The 17,902-nt window shown below is 70.6% G+C and carries 11 protein-coding genes; 3 read left to right on the top strand and 8 right to left on the bottom strand.

The window, feature by feature from the left end:
• Positions 1-25: 25 nt before the first annotated feature.
• Positions 26-652, bottom strand: coding sequence for a TetR/AcrR family transcriptional regulator (locus tag ACIBLA_RS30900; RefSeq protein WP_399200529.1), 627 nt, complete (start codon positions 650-652; stop codon positions 26-28).
• Positions 653-788: 136 nt separating this feature from the next.
• On the opposite strand from ACIBLA_RS30900, the gene ACIBLA_RS30895 reads away from it, so the two are divergent.
• Positions 789-2,378 carry an MFS transporter gene (locus ACIBLA_RS30895; protein WP_363242553.1) on the top strand — a complete coding sequence of 530 codons (1,590 nt, stop codon included), beginning with the start codon at positions 789-791 and terminating at the stop codon, positions 2,376-2,378.
• 117 nt (positions 2,379-2,495) lie between these two features.
• On the opposite strand, the gene serA is transcribed toward ACIBLA_RS30895, so the two are convergent.
• From serA to ACIBLA_RS30865, 6 genes are all read right to left on the bottom strand, one after another.
• Positions 2,496-4,100 carry a phosphoglycerate dehydrogenase gene (gene serA, locus ACIBLA_RS30890; RefSeq protein ID WP_363242554.1) on the bottom strand — a complete coding sequence of 535 codons (1,605 nt, stop codon included), beginning with the start codon at positions 4,098-4,100 and terminating at the stop codon, positions 2,496-2,498.
• Positions 4,101-4,390: 290 nt separating this feature from the next.
• The gene (gene ilvC / locus ACIBLA_RS30885; protein WP_363242555.1) at positions 4,391-5,392 is read right to left on the bottom strand and encodes a ketol-acid reductoisomerase; all 1,002 of its coding nucleotides are present in this window, start codon (positions 5,390-5,392) and stop codon (positions 4,391-4,393) included.
• Between the two features lie 119 nt (positions 5,393-5,511).
• A complete protein-coding gene (ilvN, locus tag ACIBLA_RS30880) occupies positions 5,512-6,039 on the bottom strand; it encodes an acetolactate synthase small subunit (protein ID WP_363242556.1) in 528 nt (175 codons plus the stop codon).
• 35 nt (positions 6,040-6,074) lie between these two features.
• Positions 6,075-7,958, bottom strand: coding sequence for an acetolactate synthase large subunit (locus tag ACIBLA_RS30875; RefSeq protein WP_363242557.1), 1,884 nt, complete (start codon positions 7,956-7,958; stop codon positions 6,075-6,077).
• A gap of 208 nt (positions 7,959-8,166) precedes the next feature.
• Positions 8,167-11,103, bottom strand: coding sequence for a putative bifunctional diguanylate cyclase/phosphodiesterase (locus ACIBLA_RS30870; protein ID WP_399200551.1), 2,937 nt, complete (start codon positions 11,101-11,103; stop codon positions 8,167-8,169).
• Positions 11,104-11,461: 358 nt separating this feature from the next.
• On the bottom strand, positions 11,462-12,400 hold the full coding sequence (locus ACIBLA_RS30865; RefSeq protein ID WP_363242559.1) for a 2-hydroxyacid dehydrogenase: 939 nt from the start codon (positions 12,398-12,400) through the stop codon (positions 11,462-11,464).
• A 138-nt stretch (positions 12,401-12,538) separates the two neighbouring features.
• Here ACIBLA_RS30865 and ACIBLA_RS30860 point away from each other — a divergent pair, with 138 nt between their 5' ends.
• Both ACIBLA_RS30860 and ACIBLA_RS30855 read left to right on the top strand, forming a co-directional pair.
• A complete protein-coding gene (locus tag ACIBLA_RS30860; RefSeq protein ID WP_399200527.1) occupies positions 12,539-13,531 on the top strand; it encodes an aldo/keto reductase in 993 nt (330 codons plus the stop codon).
• A 92-nt stretch (positions 13,532-13,623) separates the two neighbouring features.
• Positions 13,624-14,778, top strand: a complete 1,155-nt coding sequence (locus ACIBLA_RS30855; RefSeq protein ID WP_399200526.1) for a PQQ-dependent sugar dehydrogenase — start codon at positions 13,624-13,626, stop codon at positions 14,776-14,778.
• Positions 14,779-14,788: 10 nt separating this feature from the next.
• Here the strand turns inward: ACIBLA_RS30855 and ACIBLA_RS30850 are convergent, their stop codons facing one another.
• A complete protein-coding gene (locus tag ACIBLA_RS30850) occupies positions 14,789-17,809 on the bottom strand; it encodes an AAA family ATPase (RefSeq protein ID WP_399200549.1) in 3,021 nt (1,006 codons plus the stop codon).
• Between the last annotated feature and the right edge of the window lie 93 nt (positions 17,810-17,902).

The following is a 17,902-nucleotide window of genomic DNA, read 5'->3' as shown; positions in this document are numbered from 1 at the left end:
CCCGCGCGGGCATCCCGCGCGGGCCTCAGGCAAGGTCGTCTCCGATGATCGCGCGCAGGCCGTCCGTCAGGTCCTGCGCCGACGGTGCGGTCTCCGGGTCGACCATCCACTGCACCATCACGCCCGCGAGCAGCGCCTGCGTGAGGAGGCCGACCACCCGCGCCTTCTCCGGATCGCCCTTCGGATCGACACCGAACATGCCCTCGGCGAGGCCTTCCCGGCCCTCCAACTGCTTCTCGGCCAGGGCCTTCCGCAGCCCGTCATCGATCCCGACACGGGACACGACCTCCATCTGAAGCTGCCACACGGGGCGGCTCTCCTCGTGCGACGCGACGACCTTCGCCCAGACGTCGCGGAAGTGGTCGAGCGTCGCGGGCGGGGCACCGACCGGCGCCTCTGCCGCCACCGTCGCCGCCTCCGCCGCCCCGTCCGCGCCCTCCGCGCCCTCCGGCTCGGTCACCCGGTCGCCCCACTGCTCCGTCACGGCGATGAACGCTTCGTTGAGCAGCGCCTCCTTGGAGCCGTAGTGGTAGCCGATGGACGCGAGGTTGGCCCCGGACGCGGCGACGATGTCGCGCGCCGTGGTCCGCGCGTACCCCTTCTCCAGGAGGCAGCGCTTGGCACCTTCGAGCAGATCTTCGCGATGTCCCATACGCGGGAGCCTAACGCGAATCCATACATGCGTCCCAGACGTACGTCACACACGAACGTCTCACACGAACGTCTCACACAAGCGTCCTATACATTCGTCATAGACAGGCGTTTATGACGAATGTACATTGCCCTGCATGACGAACCCCGCCTCGCTCCGCGCCGGCCGCAAGGAGTGGACCGCATTCGCCGTCCTCCTGCTGCCTCTCCTCCTGGTCTCGATGGACGTCTCCGTCCTCTACTTCGCGATCCCTGCGATCACCGAGGAGCTTGCTCCTAGCGCCACCCAGCAGCTGTGGATCTTCGACATCTACGCGTTCGCCCTCGCAGGACTGCTCATCACGATGGGTTCGCTCGGCGACCGGATCGGCCGGCGGCGGCTGCTGCTGATCGGCGCCACGGCGTTCGGTGTCGCCTCGGTCGGGGCCGCATACGCGCAGAGCGCCGAAATGCTCATCGCCGCACGGGCGTTGCTCGGCATCGGCGGCGCCACTCTGATGCCGTCGACCATGGGCCTCGTACGGAACATGTTCCGCGACGCCAAGCAGCGCGGTCAGGCGATCGGCATCTGGTCGGGTGCCATGGCGGGCGGCGTCGCGCTCGGTTCGGTGCTGAGCGGCGTCATGCTCAACCACTTCTGGTGGGGCTCGATCTTCCTGATCAACGTGCCCGCGATGCTGCTTCTGCTGGTCCTGGTGCCGGTGCTGGTACCGGAGTTCAAGGATCCGGAGCCCGGCAGGTTCGACCTGCTCAGCGTTCCGCTGTCGATGGGCTCCGTACTGCCGATCGTGTACGGCCTCAAGGAGCTGGCCGCCGAGGGGTTCGGCGCCGCGGTCGCGCTCTCGCTGTCGGTCGGCCTGGTGATCGGCTACGTCTTCGTCCGCCGCCAGCGCACCCACACCGACGCGATGATCAGCCGCGAGCTGTTCCGGGGGCGCGGTTTCGGCTCCGGAGTCGTACTCAACGCCCTCGCGACCTTCGCCATGATGGGCTCGGCGTACTTCACCACGCAGTATCTCCAGTCGGTGCTCGGCATGGGCACGTTGGAGGCGGCTCTGTGGAGTCTGGCCCCGTCCGTGGCCGTCGGCGCCGCGGCCCCCACGGCGACGATGATCGCCCAGCGGGTGGAGCGGGCGTACGTGGTCGCGGCCGGCTTCGTGATCGCCGCCGTCGGATACGCCCTGCTGAGCCTCATCGGTACCGATTCCCTCTGGGTCATGCTGGCCGGGGCCTGTGTCATCGGCTGCGGCATCGTCACCGTCATGGCGCTGGTCTCGGACATGGCGCTGGCGGCGGCCCCGGCCGAGAAGGCCGGTTCGGCGGCGTCGGTCCTGGAGACGGGGCAGGAGTTCGGCGGCGCGATGGGCATGGCGCTCCTGGGCACGATCGGCACCGCCGTCTACCGCCAGGACATCGCCGACGCCGCCCCGGCGGGGCTGCCGGACGCGGTGCTCGAATCCGTACGCGAGACGCTGGGCGGCGCGATCGTCGCCGCCGGTCAACTCCCGCCCCGTCTTGGCGAGTCGGTGCTCGAACTCGCCCGCGAGGCCTTCGTGCACGGCATGCAGCTCGCCGCTCTGGGCGGAGCGGGGCTGCTGGTCGCCGCCGCCGTTCTGGCCGCGACGCTGCTGCGCGGGGTCAGCGCCCCGGCCGACAAGGACGCCGGACCGAGTGGGGACTCTCCCAAGGAGGACGCGACGGAGGGGGCACTGGTCCGCACCGACTGATCACTCGCGCGCGCGGCGCGAGCGGGAACAGAAAACGGCGAGGGGGCACAGGACAGGGATCCTGTGCCCCCTCGCCGTCGGAGGCGTCCGCCGAACCGAAGTGATCAGTGACAGCGATCAGTCGGTCAGATCCACCGAGCGCGCCGAGTTGGCGCCGATCTCCTCGGAGATCTCGGCCAGCACGGCCGGCGGCACGTTGTCGTCGACGGAGAGGACGACCAGCGCCTCGCCGCCCTCCTCCGCGCGGGAGACCTGCATCCCCGCGATGTTCAGCCCCGCCTCGCCGAGAATGCGGCCGACGGTGCCGACGACACCCGGACGGTCCTCGTACCGCATGACGACCATGTGGTCGGCCAGGGACACGTCCACGTCGTACGTACCGATCGCGACGATCTTCTGGAGGTGCTTGGGACCGGCGAGCGTGCCGGAGACCGACACCTCCTCGCCGCCCGAGAGCGTGCCCCGCACCGTGACCACGTTGCGGTGGTCGGGCGACTCGCTCGATGTCGTCAGACGCACCTCGACGCCGCGCTCCTGCGCGAACAGCGGGGCGTTCACATACGACACGGTCTCGTCGACGACGTCCTCGAACACGCCCTTCAGCGCGGACAGTTCGAGCACCTTCACGTCGTGCTGCGTGATCTCGCCGTAGACCTCTACATCGAGGCGTACGGCGACCTCGCCCGCCAGCGCCGTGAAGATCCGGCCCAGCTTCTCGGCGAGCGGCAGACCCGGCCGTACGTCCTCGGCGATGACCCCGCCCTGCACGTTGACCGCGTCGGGCACCAGCTCACCGGCGAGCGCCAGGCGCACCGACCTGGCGACCGACACACCCGCCTTCTCCTGAGCCTCGTCCGTAGAGGCGCCGAGGTGCGGCGTGCAGACGACCTGGTCGAACTGGAAGAGCGGGGAGTCCGTGCAGGGCTCCTTCGCGTACACGTCCAGACCGGCGCCCGCGACGCGGCCCTCCTTGAGCGCGGAGGCCAGCGCCTCCTCGTCCACGATCCCGCCGCGCGCGGCGTTGACGATCCGCACCGTCGGTTTGACCTTGTGCAGCGCCTCGTCGCCGATCAGCCCCAGGGTCTCGGGCGTCTTCGGCAGGTGCACCGTGATGAAGTCCGACACCGCGAGCAGTTCGTCCAGCGAGAGCAGCTTGACGCCCATCTGCGCGGCTCGCGCGGGCTGTACGTACGGGTCGTACGCGACGATCTTCATCCCGAACGCCGACATGCGCTGGGCGACCAGGACACCGATACGGCCGAGGCCGACGACGCCGAGCGTCTTCTCGCTCAGCTCGACGCCCGTGTACTTGCTGCGCTTCCACTCGCCGTTCTTCAGGGCGGTGTTGGCCTGGGGGATGTTGCGCGCCGTGGCGACCAGCAGACCGCAGGCCAGCTCGGCGGCGGTGACGATGTTCGAGGTGGGCGCGTTGACGACCATCACGCCGGCCTTGGTGGCGGCGGAGACGTCGACGTTGTCGAGGCCGACACCGGCGCGGGCGACGACCCTCAGCTTCTTCGCCGCGGCCACGGCCTCGGCGTCGACCTTGGTCGCGGAGCGGACGAGGATGGCGTCCACGTCGGCGATGGCGGGCAGCAGTTCGGCACGGTCGGCGCCGTTGCAGTGGCGGATCTCGAAGTCCGGACCGAGCGCGTCGACGGTGGCGGGCGACAGCTCTTCGGCGATGAGTACAACCGGCTTTTCATTGGAACGCGAGCTCACGTGGGTCCTCACAGGTCCATTGCGGACGGCCGTCCCGACGGCCGCAGGCGGCGGAGGGTGCCAGGCCCTGGTCCGGGCCTGATCGCGTGGAAGACGCACGACGTTGTGGGCCTGACGCGGATGTATCGAGCAGTGTAGTGGTGCGCGGGGCGGGGGTTTCCCGTCTCGGCGGACAGATCACCCGTACGTGGGCAGGCCCGTCACCAGGCTTGCCGACGGGCCGTCCGGCGGCCGGTTCCCCGGGCGCCCGGGTGCCGGGCCCGAGGCGCGGGCCCGGCACCGGGAGCGTGTCAGGCGTCGTCGTTGTCGACCCAGCTCATGAGCTTGCGCAGCTCACGGCCGGTGCTCTCCAGCAGGGAGTCGCTGTCGGCCTTCTTGTACTCGTTGTACTTCTTCAGACCGCCGTGGTACTCGTCCATCCAGTTCTTGGCGAACGTGCCGTCCTGGATCTCGGCGAGGACCTTCTTCATCTCGGCCTTGGTCTGGTCCGTGATGATCCGCGGGCCGGTGACGTAGTCGCCCCACTCGGCGGTCTCGGAGACCGACCAGCGCATCTTGTCCAGGCCGCCCTCGTACATCAGGTCCACGATCAGCTTCAGCTCGTGGAGGCACTCGAAATACGCGATCTCCGGCTGGTAACCGGCCTCGACCAGCGTCTCAAAGCCGGCCTTGACCAGCGCGGACGTACCGCCGCAGAGGACGACCTGCTCACCGAAGAGGTCGGTCTCGGCCTCCTCGCTGAAGGTCGTCTTGATGACGCCGGCGCGGGTGCCGCCGATGCCCTTCGCGTAGCTCAGCGCCAGCTCGAAGCCCTTGCCCGTGGCGTCCTGCTCGACGGCCGCGATACACGGCACGCCGCGGCCCTCCTCGTACTGGCGGCGGACCAGGTGGCCGGGGCCCTTCGGGGCGACCATCGCGACGTCGACGCCCGCGGGCGGCTTGATGAAGCCGAAGCGGATGTTGAGGCCGTGGCCGAAGAAGAGCGCGTCGCCGTCCTTCAGGTTGTCCTTGATGGACTCCTCGTAGACCTGCGCCTGGATCGGGTCCGGCACCAGGATCATGATGACGTCGGCCTCGGCCGCGGCCGCGGCGGGCGTCACCACGCGCAGGCCCTGCTCCTCGGCCTTCGCCTTGGACTTGGAACCCTCGTGCAGGCCGACCCGGACGTCGACACCCGAGTCACGGAGCGACAGCGCGTGGGCGTGGCCCTGGCTGCCGTAGCCGATGACCGCGACCTTGCGGCTCTGGATGATGGACAGGTCGGCATCGTCGTCGTAGAACAGCTCGGCCACTGGGTCTTCTCCTTGGTGTGCAAACTGGGGTTCCGCTGTGTGCGCCCCACCGTACGGCGGGGTGGGTAAAGGGAGTCTCACGGTCTCGGCATACGAACCGGTCCCCGCTCCCGCAGGGGCTACGCGCTGCGGTCGAGCGCCCGCAGGCTGCGGTCCGTGATGGACCGCGCGCCGCGCCCTATGGCGATCGTGCCGGACTGGACCAGCTCCTTGATGCCGAACTGCTCCAGCATCTTCAGCATCGCGTCGAGCTTGTCACTCGATCCGGTGGCCTCGATGGTGACGGCCTCGGGTGAGACGTCCACCGTCTTGGCGCGGAAGAGCTGCACGATCTCGACGATCTGGGAACGCGTCTCGTTGTCGGCGCGGACCTTCACCAGGACGAGCTCGCGCTGGATCGCGGCGCCGGGCTCGAGTTCGACGATCTTCAGGACGTTGACCAGCTTGTTGAGCTGCTTCGTGACCTGTTCGAGCGGCAGGTCCTCGACATTGACCACGATGGTGATACGGGAGATGTCGGGGTGCTCGGTGACACCCACCGCGAGGGAGTCGATGTTGAAGCCGCGCCGGGAGAACAGGGCGGCGATCCTGGCCAGGATGCCGGGGGTGTTCTCCACCAGGACGGAGAGGGTGTGCTTGGAGGACATTGTCGTCGTTCTTTCTCTCGCTCTCGGCATCCGTCTCAGTCGTCCAGGCTGTCGCCGAAGTCGGGGCGCACACCCCGGGCGGCCAGGACCTCGTCGTTGGAGGTGCCCGCGGCGACCATCGGCCAGACCTGGGCGTCCTCGTGGACGATGAAGTCGACCACCACGGGGCGGTCGTTGATGGAGTTGGCCTTGGCGATCACGGCGTCCAGCTCGTCCGGGGACTCGCAGCGCATCGCGACGCAGCCCATGGCCTCGGACAGCTTCACGAAGTCCGGGATACGGGTGCCGCCGTTGGGCTTCGCGTCGTCCGCTGCCGTTCCCTCGAAGGAGCCGCCGGCGGCGACGTCGGGACCGCTGTGCAGGACGGTGTTGGAGTAGCGCTGGTTGTAGAAGAGGGTCTGCCACTGGCGGACCATGCCCAGCGCACCGTTGTTGATGATCGCGACCTTGACGGGGATGTTGTTGAGGGCGCAGGTGACCAGTTCCTGATTGGTCATCTGGAAGCAGCCGTCGCCGTCGATCGCCCAGACGGTGCGGTCCGGCTGTCCGGCCTTGGCGCCCATCGCGGCCGGGACCGCGTAGCCCATCGTGCCCGCGCCGCCGGAGTTGAGCCAGGTGGCCGGCTGCTCGTAGTCGATGAAGTGGGCGGCCCACATCTGGTGCTGGCCGACGCCCGCCGCGTAGATCGTGTCGTCCGGGGCCAGTTGGCCGATGCGCTGGATGACGTGCTGCGGGGAGAGACTGCCGTCGGCCGGCTGGTCGAAGCCGAGCGGATAGGTCTCGCGCCAGCGGCTGAGGTCGCGCCACCAGGCGCTGTAGTCGCCGACGTTGCCCTCGGTGTGCTCGGTCTGGACCGCCTGGACGAGGTCGGCGAGGACCTCGCGGGCGTCGCCGACGATCGGCACGTCGGCGGCGCGGTTCTTGCCGATCTCGGCCGGGTCGATGTCGGCGTGGACGATCTTCGCGTACGGGGCGAAGCTGTCCAGCTTGCCGGTGACGCGGTCGTCGAAGCGGGCTCCGAGGGCGACGATCAGGTCGGCCTTCTGCAGCGCGGTGACGGCGGTGACCGCACCGTGCATGCCCGGCATTCCCACGTGCAGCGGGTGGCTGTCGGGGAACGCGCCCAGCGCCATCAGGGTGGTGGTGACGGGGGCGTTGGTGAGTTCGGCGAGAACGCGCAGCTCGGCGGTGGCACCGGCCTTGATGACGCCGCCGCCGACGTACAGCACCGGCCGCTTGGCCTGCGTGATCAGCTTGGCGGCCTCACGGATCTGCTTGGCGTGCGGCTTGGTGACGGGGCGGTAGCCGGGCAGTTCCTGGGTGGGCGGCCAGCTGAAGGTGGTCTTCGCCTGGAGGGCGTCCTTGGCGATGTCCACCAGGACGGGTCCCGGACGGCCCGTGGAGGCGATGTGGAACGCCTCGGCGATGGTGCGCGGGATGTCCTCGGCCTTGGTGACCAGGAAGTTGTGCTTGGTGATCGGCATCGTGATGCCGCAGATGTCCGCCTCCTGGAAGGCGTCCGTGCCGATCGCCTTGCTCGCGACCTGGCCGGTGATCGCGACGAGCGGCACGGAGTCCATGTGCGCGTCGGCGATCGGGGTGACCAGGTTGGTGGCGCCGGGGCCCGAGGTGGCCATGCAGACGCCGACCTTTCCGGTGGCCTGCGCGTAGCCGGTGGCCGCGTGGCCGGCGCCCTGCTCGTGGCGGACCAGGATGTGCCGGACCCGGGTGGAGTCCATCATCGGGTCGTAGGCCGGGAGGATGGCGCCTCCGGGGATGCCGAATACCGTCTCGGCGCCCACTTCCTCAAGAGAGCGGATGAGGGACTGCGCGCCCGTGACGTGCTCAACGGGGGCGGACGAGGGTCCGCCGTTACGGGCGCGCGGCGTCGGGTGGGCCCCGGTGGCCTGCTCGGTCATCGTCATTCTCTTCTCGAAGCTGAGGGTTTTTGCGGGGGTTTGGGCTGTCCGGTACAACAAAAAACCCCTCGTGCCGGGAGGCAGGCGAGGGGAGCGCGTCGGTGCGGTCTGCAGGGCCGGTCGTGGCACTGCTTCAGCCGACGCGCTGTCCAAGTACGAGAATTCGGGTGCGCATGGCATTGACCCTCCCTCCGACGCGCCACCACTGTCAAGTGGGTGGGACTGGCGTCTCAACATTTGAACGGTGGGAGGGTCGGGGGCTCGGTCGCGGGATCATGTCCGGGGTCGCCGCGCGCGTACGGCGCACGGGCAGCGAGCCGCCGGTCAGCACCGGCTGGGGGGCGGCACCGGGGAGCGGATAGTCGCCCCGGATCAGCGCCCGGCGCAGCCGGTACTCGTCGAGGGGACCGGAGAAGGCCATGCCCTGGCCGTGGGTGCAGCCCATGGCGCGCAGCGCCAGGACCTGCTCCGGCACGTCGACGCCGTCGGCCACCGAGACCATGCCCAGGTCGCAGGCGATCCGGAGCAGCCCCGCCGTGATCTTGTGCAGCCTGGCGGACTCCACGACACCCTCGACCAGCCCCCGGTCGAGTTTCAGTACGTCGACGGGGAGCCGGCGCAGGGCGTTGATCGCCGCGTAACCGCTGCCGAAGCCGTCGAGCGCGATCCGTACGCCGAGACGGCGCAGCGCGACCAGGCGGTGCTCCAGCTCGTCCAGGGACGTACGGGGGTCGCTGTCGACCAGCTCGATCAGCAGGGCTCCCGAAGGGAGCCCGTGGCGGGTCAGAAGGGCCTCGATGGAGCCGAGCGGCAGTGACCGGTCGAGCAGCCTGCGGGCGGAGAGGCGGACGGTGACCGGTGCCAGGTGGCCCGTCCGGCCGCGCTCGGCGGCCTGCTCGACGGCTTTTTCGAGCAGCCAGCGGCCTAACTCGGCGGTGCGGTCGTTGTCGTCGGCGACCCGCAGGAACTCGGCGGGGGTGAAGAGGAGGCCCTGGGCGGAGCGCCAGCGGGCCTGTGCGGCGACGGCGGAGATCTGTCCGGTGGCCAGGTCGACCACGGGCTGGTGCAGCAGGGCGAACTCGCCGTCGCGCAGGGCCGTGCGGAGCCTGACCGCCAGTTCGGTCCTGCGGACCACGTCGGCCTGCATCTGGGGCGCGTACAGCTCGACGCGGTTCTTGCCGCCGGCCTTGGCGCGGTACATGGCGAGGTCGGCGTTGCGCATGAGGTCGGTGGGGGTGATGCCCGGCTCGGCGAAGGCCACTCCGATGGAGGCGGCGACGCGGACATCGTTGCCTTCGATGCGGTACGGCTGCGAGAGCTTGAGGCGCAGCCGGTCGGCGATCTCGTGGACCTGGTACTCACGGGCGGTCCGGTCGTCGGTGCCGTCGCCGAGGATGAGGGCGGCGAACTCGTCCCCGCCGAGGCGGGCGGCCGTGTCCCCGGCCCGTACCGCGTCCTGGAGGCGGCGGGCCGCGTGGATCAGCAGTTCGTCGCCGACCTGATGGCCGAGGCGGTCGTTGACGCCCTTGAAGCCGTCGAGGTCGATGAAAAGGACCGCCGTACCGGGGTCGCCCGCGCGGCGTCCGGAGAGGGACTGGCGGACCCTCTCGGTGAACAGGGCGCGGTTGGGCAGGTCGGTGAGCGGGTCGTGCTCGGCGTTGTGCTGCAACTGGGCCTGGAGCCGTACGCGTTCGGTGACGTCGCGGCTGTTGAGGATCAGGCCGCCCTGGTGCCGGTTGACCGTGGACTCCACGTTCAGCCAGTCGCCGGTACCCGATTTGAATCGGCATTCGATGCGGGTGGTGGGCTCCTCCGTGGGAGGTGCGGCGAGGAAGCGGCGCACCTCGCGTTTGACCCGGCCGCGGTCCTCCGGGTGGATGATCGATTCCAGTTCGGCCCCGACGAGGCCGTCCGCCTCGCGTCCGTAGACACCGGCCGCCGCGGGACTGACGTAGTCGAGGGTGCCCTCGGGCCCGGCGATCATGATGACGTCGCTCGATCCCTGGACCAGGGAGCGGAAGTGGTTCTCCTTCTGGGCCAGTTCATGGGTGAGCGCGATGTTGTCGACGAGCATGATGCCCTGCCGTACGACCAGGGCGAGGACGACTGTGCAGCCGGTGAGGACCACCACGCGGTCGACGCGGCGGCCCTCGATGACGTTGTACAGGATCCCCAGGGTGCAGACGGCGGCGGCGAGATAGGGCGTGAGGGCGGCCAGGGAGCCCGCGATCGGCCTGCTGGAGTGCCTGGGCGGTCGGGGGGCCCGCGGCTGCGTGGGCGGCGCCTCGTCGGCCTTGCGGACGCCCCAGGGGGCGTAGGCGAGCAGCAGGGACCCGGCGAACCAGCCCGCGTCGAGCAGTTGGCCCGAGCGGTAGGTCTCGCGGAGCAGCGGGGAGGTGAACAGGGCGTCGCACAGGACCGTGAGGGCGAGGGCGGCGATGGCGGAGTTGATCGCCGTACGGCTGCCGGTCGAGCGCCGGAAGTGCAGGGCGAGCACCATGCTGACGAGCACGATGTCCAGCAGCGGATAGGCGAGGGAGAGCGCGGCGTGGGCGACGGTCTCGCCGTCGAAGTGCGTGGTGTGGGCGAGGGCCAGGCTCCAGGAGAGCGTGAGGAGCGAGCCGCCGATCAGCCAGGCGTCGAGGCCGAGACAGACCCAGCCGGCCTTGCTGACGGGGCGTTTGGCCAGGACGAGCAGGCCGACGATGGCGGGCGGCGCGAAGCAGAGGAAGAACAGGTCGGCGAGGGAGGGGCTCGGTACGGGGCGGTCGAGCACGACCTCGTACCAGCCCCAGACCGCGTTCCCGCCGGCCGCCATGGCGGAGGAGAGCGAGAAGAGGAGCCAGGCGGGCTTGAAGCGGCTGTCGTTGCAGCGTGCGTAGAGGAAGCAGGAGACCGAGGCGATGGCGGCGGCGATGCTGAGGCCGAAGTCGCCCATGAACAGGGCCACTTCGCGGGAGCCCCAGCCGAGGGCCGCGCCGGTGGCGTAACCGCCGCAGATGAGGGCGAGGAGGAGCTGCGCGAGGAAACCGTTGGCGCCTCCGCCGCTGTCGGTTCCGGTGCTGTCGGTGCCGCTGCTGCTGCCGTTGCCGGTGTCGCCGTCCGGGGCCGTGTGGCGGCCGAGAAGGGCACCGGGGGCGCTCACGGGGTCACCTCGGGGGGTGTCGCCGTCACCGCCGACGGGCTGGGGCCGGGCTCTAACGAAAGACGTGTCGTCGAGGCGCCTGGCGGCGCCGAGGCGCGGGCCGTCGTCGCCCGGCCCCAGCATGTCGGTGGGTCCCAAGGCCGCCGTGGGCGGCCCTTCCGCGTCGGATCGTTCGTCCATCGGCAGTACATCGCCCGTCGCCCCCCTCGGATTCTGATCGCTCCGCCGCGCCGCCCCTCGCACGAACGCGGCCCCCAGATCGGGACGATACACCAGAGTCGTCACTCAGGGACATAGTTCTTCTACTCTCCGTGACGAGCTGCGCAGTTGCCTTTCCCTCGTGCGGATCGGCGGGGGCTCAGCCGGTGGTGAGCACCTCGTTGCGCAGAGCATCTCCCGCGGCGTAGCGGGTGAGTTGGTCGGCGAGCAGGCGTTTGGCGCGCGGCATGAAAGCCGAGGTGGATCCGCCCACGTGCGGGCTGATGAGGACACCCGGAGCATGCCAGAGAGGGTGGCCCTCCGGGAGGGGTTCCGGGTCGGTGACGTCGAGAGCTGCCTTGATCCTTCCGCTCTCCAGCTCGGCGAGGAGTGCCTTGGTGTCGGCCACCGGGCCGCGCGCGACGTTGACGAACAGCGCGCCGTCCTTCATACGGGCCAGGAACTCGGCGTCCACCAGGCCTTTCGTCTCCTCGGTGAGCGGTGTCGACACGATGACGATGTCGGCTTCGGGGAGCAGCTCCGGCAGATCGGCGAGTGCGTGCACGGGGCCGCGCTCTGTGGCACGGGCGGAGCGCGCCACGCGCGCCACCCGCGCACACTCGAAGGGCGTGAGCCGGTCCTCGATGGCGGCGCCGATCGAGCCGTATCCGACGATCAGCACGGACTTGTCGGCGAGCGCCGGGTAGAACCCGGACCGCCACTCCTCGGCGTCCTGGCCCCGGACGAAGCCGGGGATGCCGCGCAGGGACGCGAGGACGAGCCCGATGGTGAGTTCGGCGGTGCTGGCCTCGTGGACGCCTTTGGCGTTGCAGAGGCGTACGCCGGAGGGCAGCGAGCCGAGTCCGGGTGCGACATGGTCTATGCCGGCCGAGAGCGTCTGTATGACGCGTACGGAGGTCATCGCGGCGAGCGGCCGGAGCGCGACGTCCATGCCCTTCATGTACGGGACCACGTAGAAGGCGCAGTCGGCCGGATCGGCGGGGTACTCCGCGGCGCCGTCCCAGCAGCGGTAGTCGAGGCCTCCGGGGAGTCCTTCGATCTCGTCGGCGGGGATCGGCAGCCATACGTCTGAAGTCATGGTCAGGAGGCTATGCGAAGCCCATGGGGGTGTTGAAGAGCGTCCCGCGGAGCGGTACACGTGCCGGGCCGGGGCGGCGCCGGTGGGGCCATGCGGTTAGCTGGAGCGGGCACGAAAGAAGCGGGAGGGGAGGGGCAGTTGGAGCGCAGGACGATCGGTGCGACAGGACTCACGGTGGGCGCCGTCGGACTCGGCTGCATGCCGATGAGTTGGGGCTACAGCGCCTCCGAGCAGCGGGGCGACCGTTCGTCACGCACGGTGCACGCGGCGCTCGACGCCGGTACGACGCTGCTCGACACGGCCGACATGTACGGCCCGTTCACCAACGAGCTGCTGCTGGGGCGGGTGCTTGAGGAACGGCGCGGCGAGGCGTTCGTGTCCACCAAGTGCGGCCTGCTGGTGGGCGATCAGCACATCGTCGCCAACGGCCGTCCCGGCTATGTGCGCCGGGCGTGCGACGCGTCGCTGCGCCGGCTGCGGACGGATGTGATCGACCTCTACCAGCTGCACCGGGCCGATCCCGAAGTGCCGGTCGAGGAGACCTGGGGCGCGATGGCGGAGCTGGTGGCGGCGGGAAAGGTGCGGGCCCTGGGGATGTGCGCGGTGGACGCCCGCGCGTCGCGCCGTACCGGCACGGACCGCTACGGGGCGACGATCGGGCTGCTGGAGCGGATGCAGCAGGTGTTTCCGGTGAGCGCGGTGGAGGCGGAGCTGTCGGTGTGGTCGCGGGAGGCGACGGAGCGGCTGCTGCCGTGGTGCGCGGCGCGGGGCGTCGGGTTTCTGGCGGCGATGCCGCTGGGCAGCGGCTATCTGACCGGCACGCTCACTCCTGGGCAGGGGTTCGAGCCGGACGACGTACGCGCCAGACATCCGCGCTTCACGGCGGAGATGATGGCGTCGAACCAGCCGGTGGTGGCGGGACTGCGGCGGGTCGCCGGGCGGCACGGGGCGACGCCGGCGCAGGTGGCGCTGGCGTGGGTGCTGGCGCGCGGACCCCAGGTGGTGCCTGTTCCGGGGGCGAAGCGGGAGCGGTGGGCGGTGGAGAACGCGGGGGCCGCCGGGCTGGAACTGTCGGCGGCGGATCTGGCGGAGATCGGCTCGCTGCCCGCGGCGCGGGAGTCGTGGCACTGATTCCGCGTCGATGGGAACCTGTACGGAGGCCGCGGTGTATGAAACGTGGAGACGCAGCCGTCGAAGGGATCAAGACCGTGCAACGTGCTCCAGTGACGGCCGTGTTGGCCGCAGCGGCGCTATTCGTGGTGACCGCGTGCTCGTCCTCCGACGGCGGGCCGACGTCGGAGGGCCCCGCCGGTTCGCCGTCCGTGTCGGCGTCCGGTGGGTCGACGTCTCCGGAGGGCGAGGCGAAGCCGTCGGCGCCGCCCGCGAAGGGCTCGGCGAAGGTGATGTCCACGCTGACCGAGGACCTCAATTCGCCGTGGGGCCTGGCGGCGCTGCCCGAGGGCGATCTGCTGGTCTCCTCGCGCGACGAGGGGACGATCACGCGGGTCGACGTGGAGAACGGCAAGAAGACCGAGGTCGGTCAGGTGCCCGGGGTCTCCCCCGGCGGCGAGGGAGGTCTGCTGGGCCTCGCGATCTCCCCGTCGTTCGCCTCGGACACGTATGTGTACGCCTACTTCACGACGGACTCGGACAATCGCATCGCCCGCATGCTGTACGACCCGAAGAGGCCGGTGGGCCAGCAGTTGGGCGCGCCCGACACGATCCTGCGGGGCATCCCGAAGGGCAACATCCACAACGGCGGCCGGATCGCCTTCGGCCCGGACAAGATGCTGTACGCGGGTACGGGCGAGACGGGTGAGACGGGCCTCGCGCAGGACAAGAAGTCCCTGGGCGGGAAGATTCTGCGGATGACCCCGGACGGCCAGCCGGTGCACGGCAATCCGCAAGCGGACTCGGTGGTGTACACGTACGGGCACCGCAATGTGCAGGGTCTCGCCTGGGACTCCGAGAAGCGGCTGTGGGCGTCGGAGTTCGGGCAGAACACCTGGGACGAACTCAATCTGATCGAGCCGGGGAAGAACTACGGCTGGCCGGAGGTCGAGGGCAAGGGCGGGAAGCCGGGCTTCGTCGACCCGGTGGAGGAGTGGCCCACGGACGAGGCGTCACCGAGCGGTATCGCCTTCGCCAAGGGGTCCATCTGGATGGCCGCCCTGCGCGGCGAGCGGCTGTGGCGGATCCCCCTGGCCGGCGTAAAACCGTCCGCCGCCACCCAGTCCTTCCTTCAGGGCAAGTACGGCCGTCTGCGGACGGTGCTGGCGACCGGGGACGGGGGGCTCTGGCTGCTGACCAGCAACACGGACGGCCGGGGCACTCCGAAGCCGGGAGACGACAAGATCCTCCGGGTGGACGTGACGTAGTGGACCGACGTCACGCCGAGCGCTGGGTGGGGGTCGGTTCCAGGTCGTCGAAGAGGTGGAGGCGGTGGGTCATCGCCGCCGCCTCCGTGCGGCCCGAGACGCCCAGCTTGGCCAGGATGTTGGAGACGTGCACGCTCGCCGTCTTGGGTGAGATGTACAGCTCCTCGGCTATCTGACGGTTGCTGCGGCCTTCGGCGACCCGGCGCAGGACGTCCTGTTCGCGGGGGGTCAGGCCCAGTGAACCGAGGGCGTCGGCGTCGGGGGTGGGTGCCGGGGCGAGTCGCGGGGTGGTGGAGAGGCTGATCCGCGCCAGGCCCGCGAGGAGTTCGGTCTGCTCCACCAGGTGCCGTGCGCCCAGCCGCTTCGCCGTGGTGTGGGCCTGGACCAGGAGCGCGGCGGCCTGTTCCCGGTCGGCGGACGCCGCGAGGAGGTCCGCCGCCCAGCGGTGGCGCGTGTCCGCGAGTTCGTACGGCCGTCCCAGCGCTTCGAAGGCCGCCACCGCGCGGGCCCACAGCTTCGGGGCGACGATCCCGTCGGCGCGGGCGAGTTCGGCTTCGAGCATGAGGGCGTACGCCTGCCAGATCGGGACGATCGCCGGCAGCCGCTTCGCGTGATGACGGACGGTCGCCAGGATCGCCTCCCGGCCCGCGTCGGCCTCCGGCAGTCCGCGCGCGTCCGCCTCCATCCCGGCGGCGGAGCAGAGCAGCGGCAGCGCGTACCGCTGCATGCCGGGCGGGAAGCCCTGTGCGGCGACCTGTTCGAACTCGGCGCGGGCCTCGGCGAGCCGGCCCTGCCGCGCGGCGCTGACCATCGCCAGCCTGGCCGGTGCGATGACGTGCTGCGGCTGCGGGTCGTGCGGACCGAAGACCGCGCGGGCCAGGGCCACCTGGCTCTCAGCCTCGGGGGCGTCGCCGCGCCCCAGGGCGAACGTCGCGCGCCTTACGGCCACCAGGGCGCGCGCCTTGGGGGCGTGCGCGATCTGGGCGGCTTCGTCGATCGCCGTCCGCACCTCGCTCCAGCGGCCGAGCGAGAAGAGGGATTCGCTCAGGTTGACCCGGACCCAGGCCTCCTTGTCGGGCAGGGCTCGCTGATGGCAGAGGGTGATGCCGAGTTCGGCGGCGGCCACCGCCTCCTCGGAGCGGCCGACGCCCTCCAGTGTGGACGGCAGATTGATGGTGATGCGGCCGAGGAGGACGAGCGTGGCGGCGTTGCCCAGTTCGAAGACGCGGTCCCGTACCGCGTACAGCTCGGCGAGTCCTTCCTCGATGGATCCCGCCTCGGTGGTGAGCCAGCCGCGGGTGAGTCTGGCGTTCAGTTCGATGTCCTCCGCGCCGACGAGGCGGGCGTACTCCACAGCGCGGTCGGCGGCGGCCAGGCTGTTGGGGCCCGGCCGGTGCAGGGCGCCCCAGCTCGCGACGTCGGAGAGGACCGAGGCGTGCACGGCGGACGGGGGCAGGCCGAGTACCAGGTCCTGCGCGGTGGCCAGTTCGGCCCAGCCGTCGCCGCGTGAGAGGTCCGACACCAGCCGTGAGCGCTGGGTCCAGAACCAGGCGGCGCGCAGCGGGTCGTCCACCGTCTCCAGCACCCGCATGGCCTTCTTGGAGAGCGCCAGGGCGCGCTCGCGGTCGCCGCCCGAACGGGCGGCGACGGTCGCCTCGGCCAGCAGGTCGAGATAGCGCAGAGGGCCGCTCGCCCCTTCGGTGGCGGGTGGATAGACCTCGGTGCCGTCCGGGGGCCTGAGGCAGGCCCGTACGTCCTCGGGCGCGGCGTCCCACAGCTCCATGGCGCGCTCCAGCAGCCGCAGTTGCTCGGCGTGGGCATAGCGCCTGCGGGCCTCGACGGAGGCGAGCAGGACGACGGGCAGGGCCTTCGCCGCGTCGTGCGCGTAGTACCAGTAGCTGGCGAGGCGGGTGGTGCGCTCGTCGCCCCTTACGAGGGAGGGGTCGGCCTCCAGGGCTTCGGCGAGGCGGCGGTTGAGCCGGGAGCGTTCACCGGGGAGCAGGTCGTCGCTGATGGCCTCGCGGACGAGCGAGTGCCTGAAGCGGTAGCCGTCGCCGTCCGCCGTGATGAGCAGGATGTTCGCGCCGACGGCCGCCCGCAACGCCTCGATCAGGTCGTCCTCGGAGAGCTGCGCGACGGCCAGCAGCAGGGGGAACTCGACGGTGGCGCCGCCTTCGGCGACGATCCGGACCACTCGCTGGGTGTTCTCCGGCAGTGTCTCGACGCGCACGAGCAGCAGATCGCGCAGCGAGTCGGTGAGTCCGGAACGGCAGCCGGACTCGAAGGCGACGGCCAGTTCTTCCACGAAGAACGCGTTGCCGTCGGAGCGGTCGTAGATCTCGTCGACGAGCCTCGGCGCAGGCTCGTCCCCGAGGATGCCACGCAGCTGCCCCCGGACCTCGGCGCGGCTGAAGCGGGACAGCTCGACACGGCTGACCGTGCGCAGCCGGTCCAGCTCCGCCAGGAGCGGGCGCAACGGGTGACGGCGGTGGATGTCGTCGGCGCGGTAGGTGGCGATGACGAGGAGCCGGCCGCGGCGCAGCGTGTGGAACAGATAGGCGAGCAGGTGGCGGGTGGAGGCGTCCGCCCAGTGCAGGTCCTCCAGGATCAGGACGACCGTGCGGTCTGCGGCGACGCGCTCCAGCAGCCGGACGGTGAGTTCGAAGAGGCTGGCCGTGCCGTGCTCGCCCAGGGCGCCGCTCGCCGAGGGGCCCAACTCGGGGAGGATCCTGGCCAGTTCGCCTTCCTGGCCCTCGGCGGCCTTGGCGATCTCCTCGGGCAGCAGCAGCCGCAGGCCGCGCAGGGCGGCGGAGAAGGGCGCGAATGGAAGTCCGTCGCCGCCGATCTCCACACAGCCGCCGACCGCGACCACCGCGTTGTCGCCGCAGGCCACCGAGATCAGCTCCTCGATGAGCCTGGTCTTGCCGACGCCCGCCTCACCGCCGACGAGCAGCGCCTGCGGCTCGCCCGCGGCGACGCGGGCGAGCGCTTCGGTGAGTGCGGTCAGCTCGCGGTCGCGACCGACGAACACCGGACTCACGGACTTGGTCTCCACGGTCCCGAGGATCGCACAGGGGTACGACAGTGCGGCACTCGTTATCGCGGTCGCCGCGGGTACCGGTGG

Source organism: Streptomyces sp. NPDC050433 (assembly GCF_044458565.1).
Taxonomy (GTDB): Bacteria; Actinomycetota; Actinomycetes; order Streptomycetales; family Streptomycetaceae; genus Streptomyces.
The sequence above is the reverse complement of the archived record's forward strand: the minus strand, read 5'-3'. Positions and strand labels throughout refer to the sequence as shown.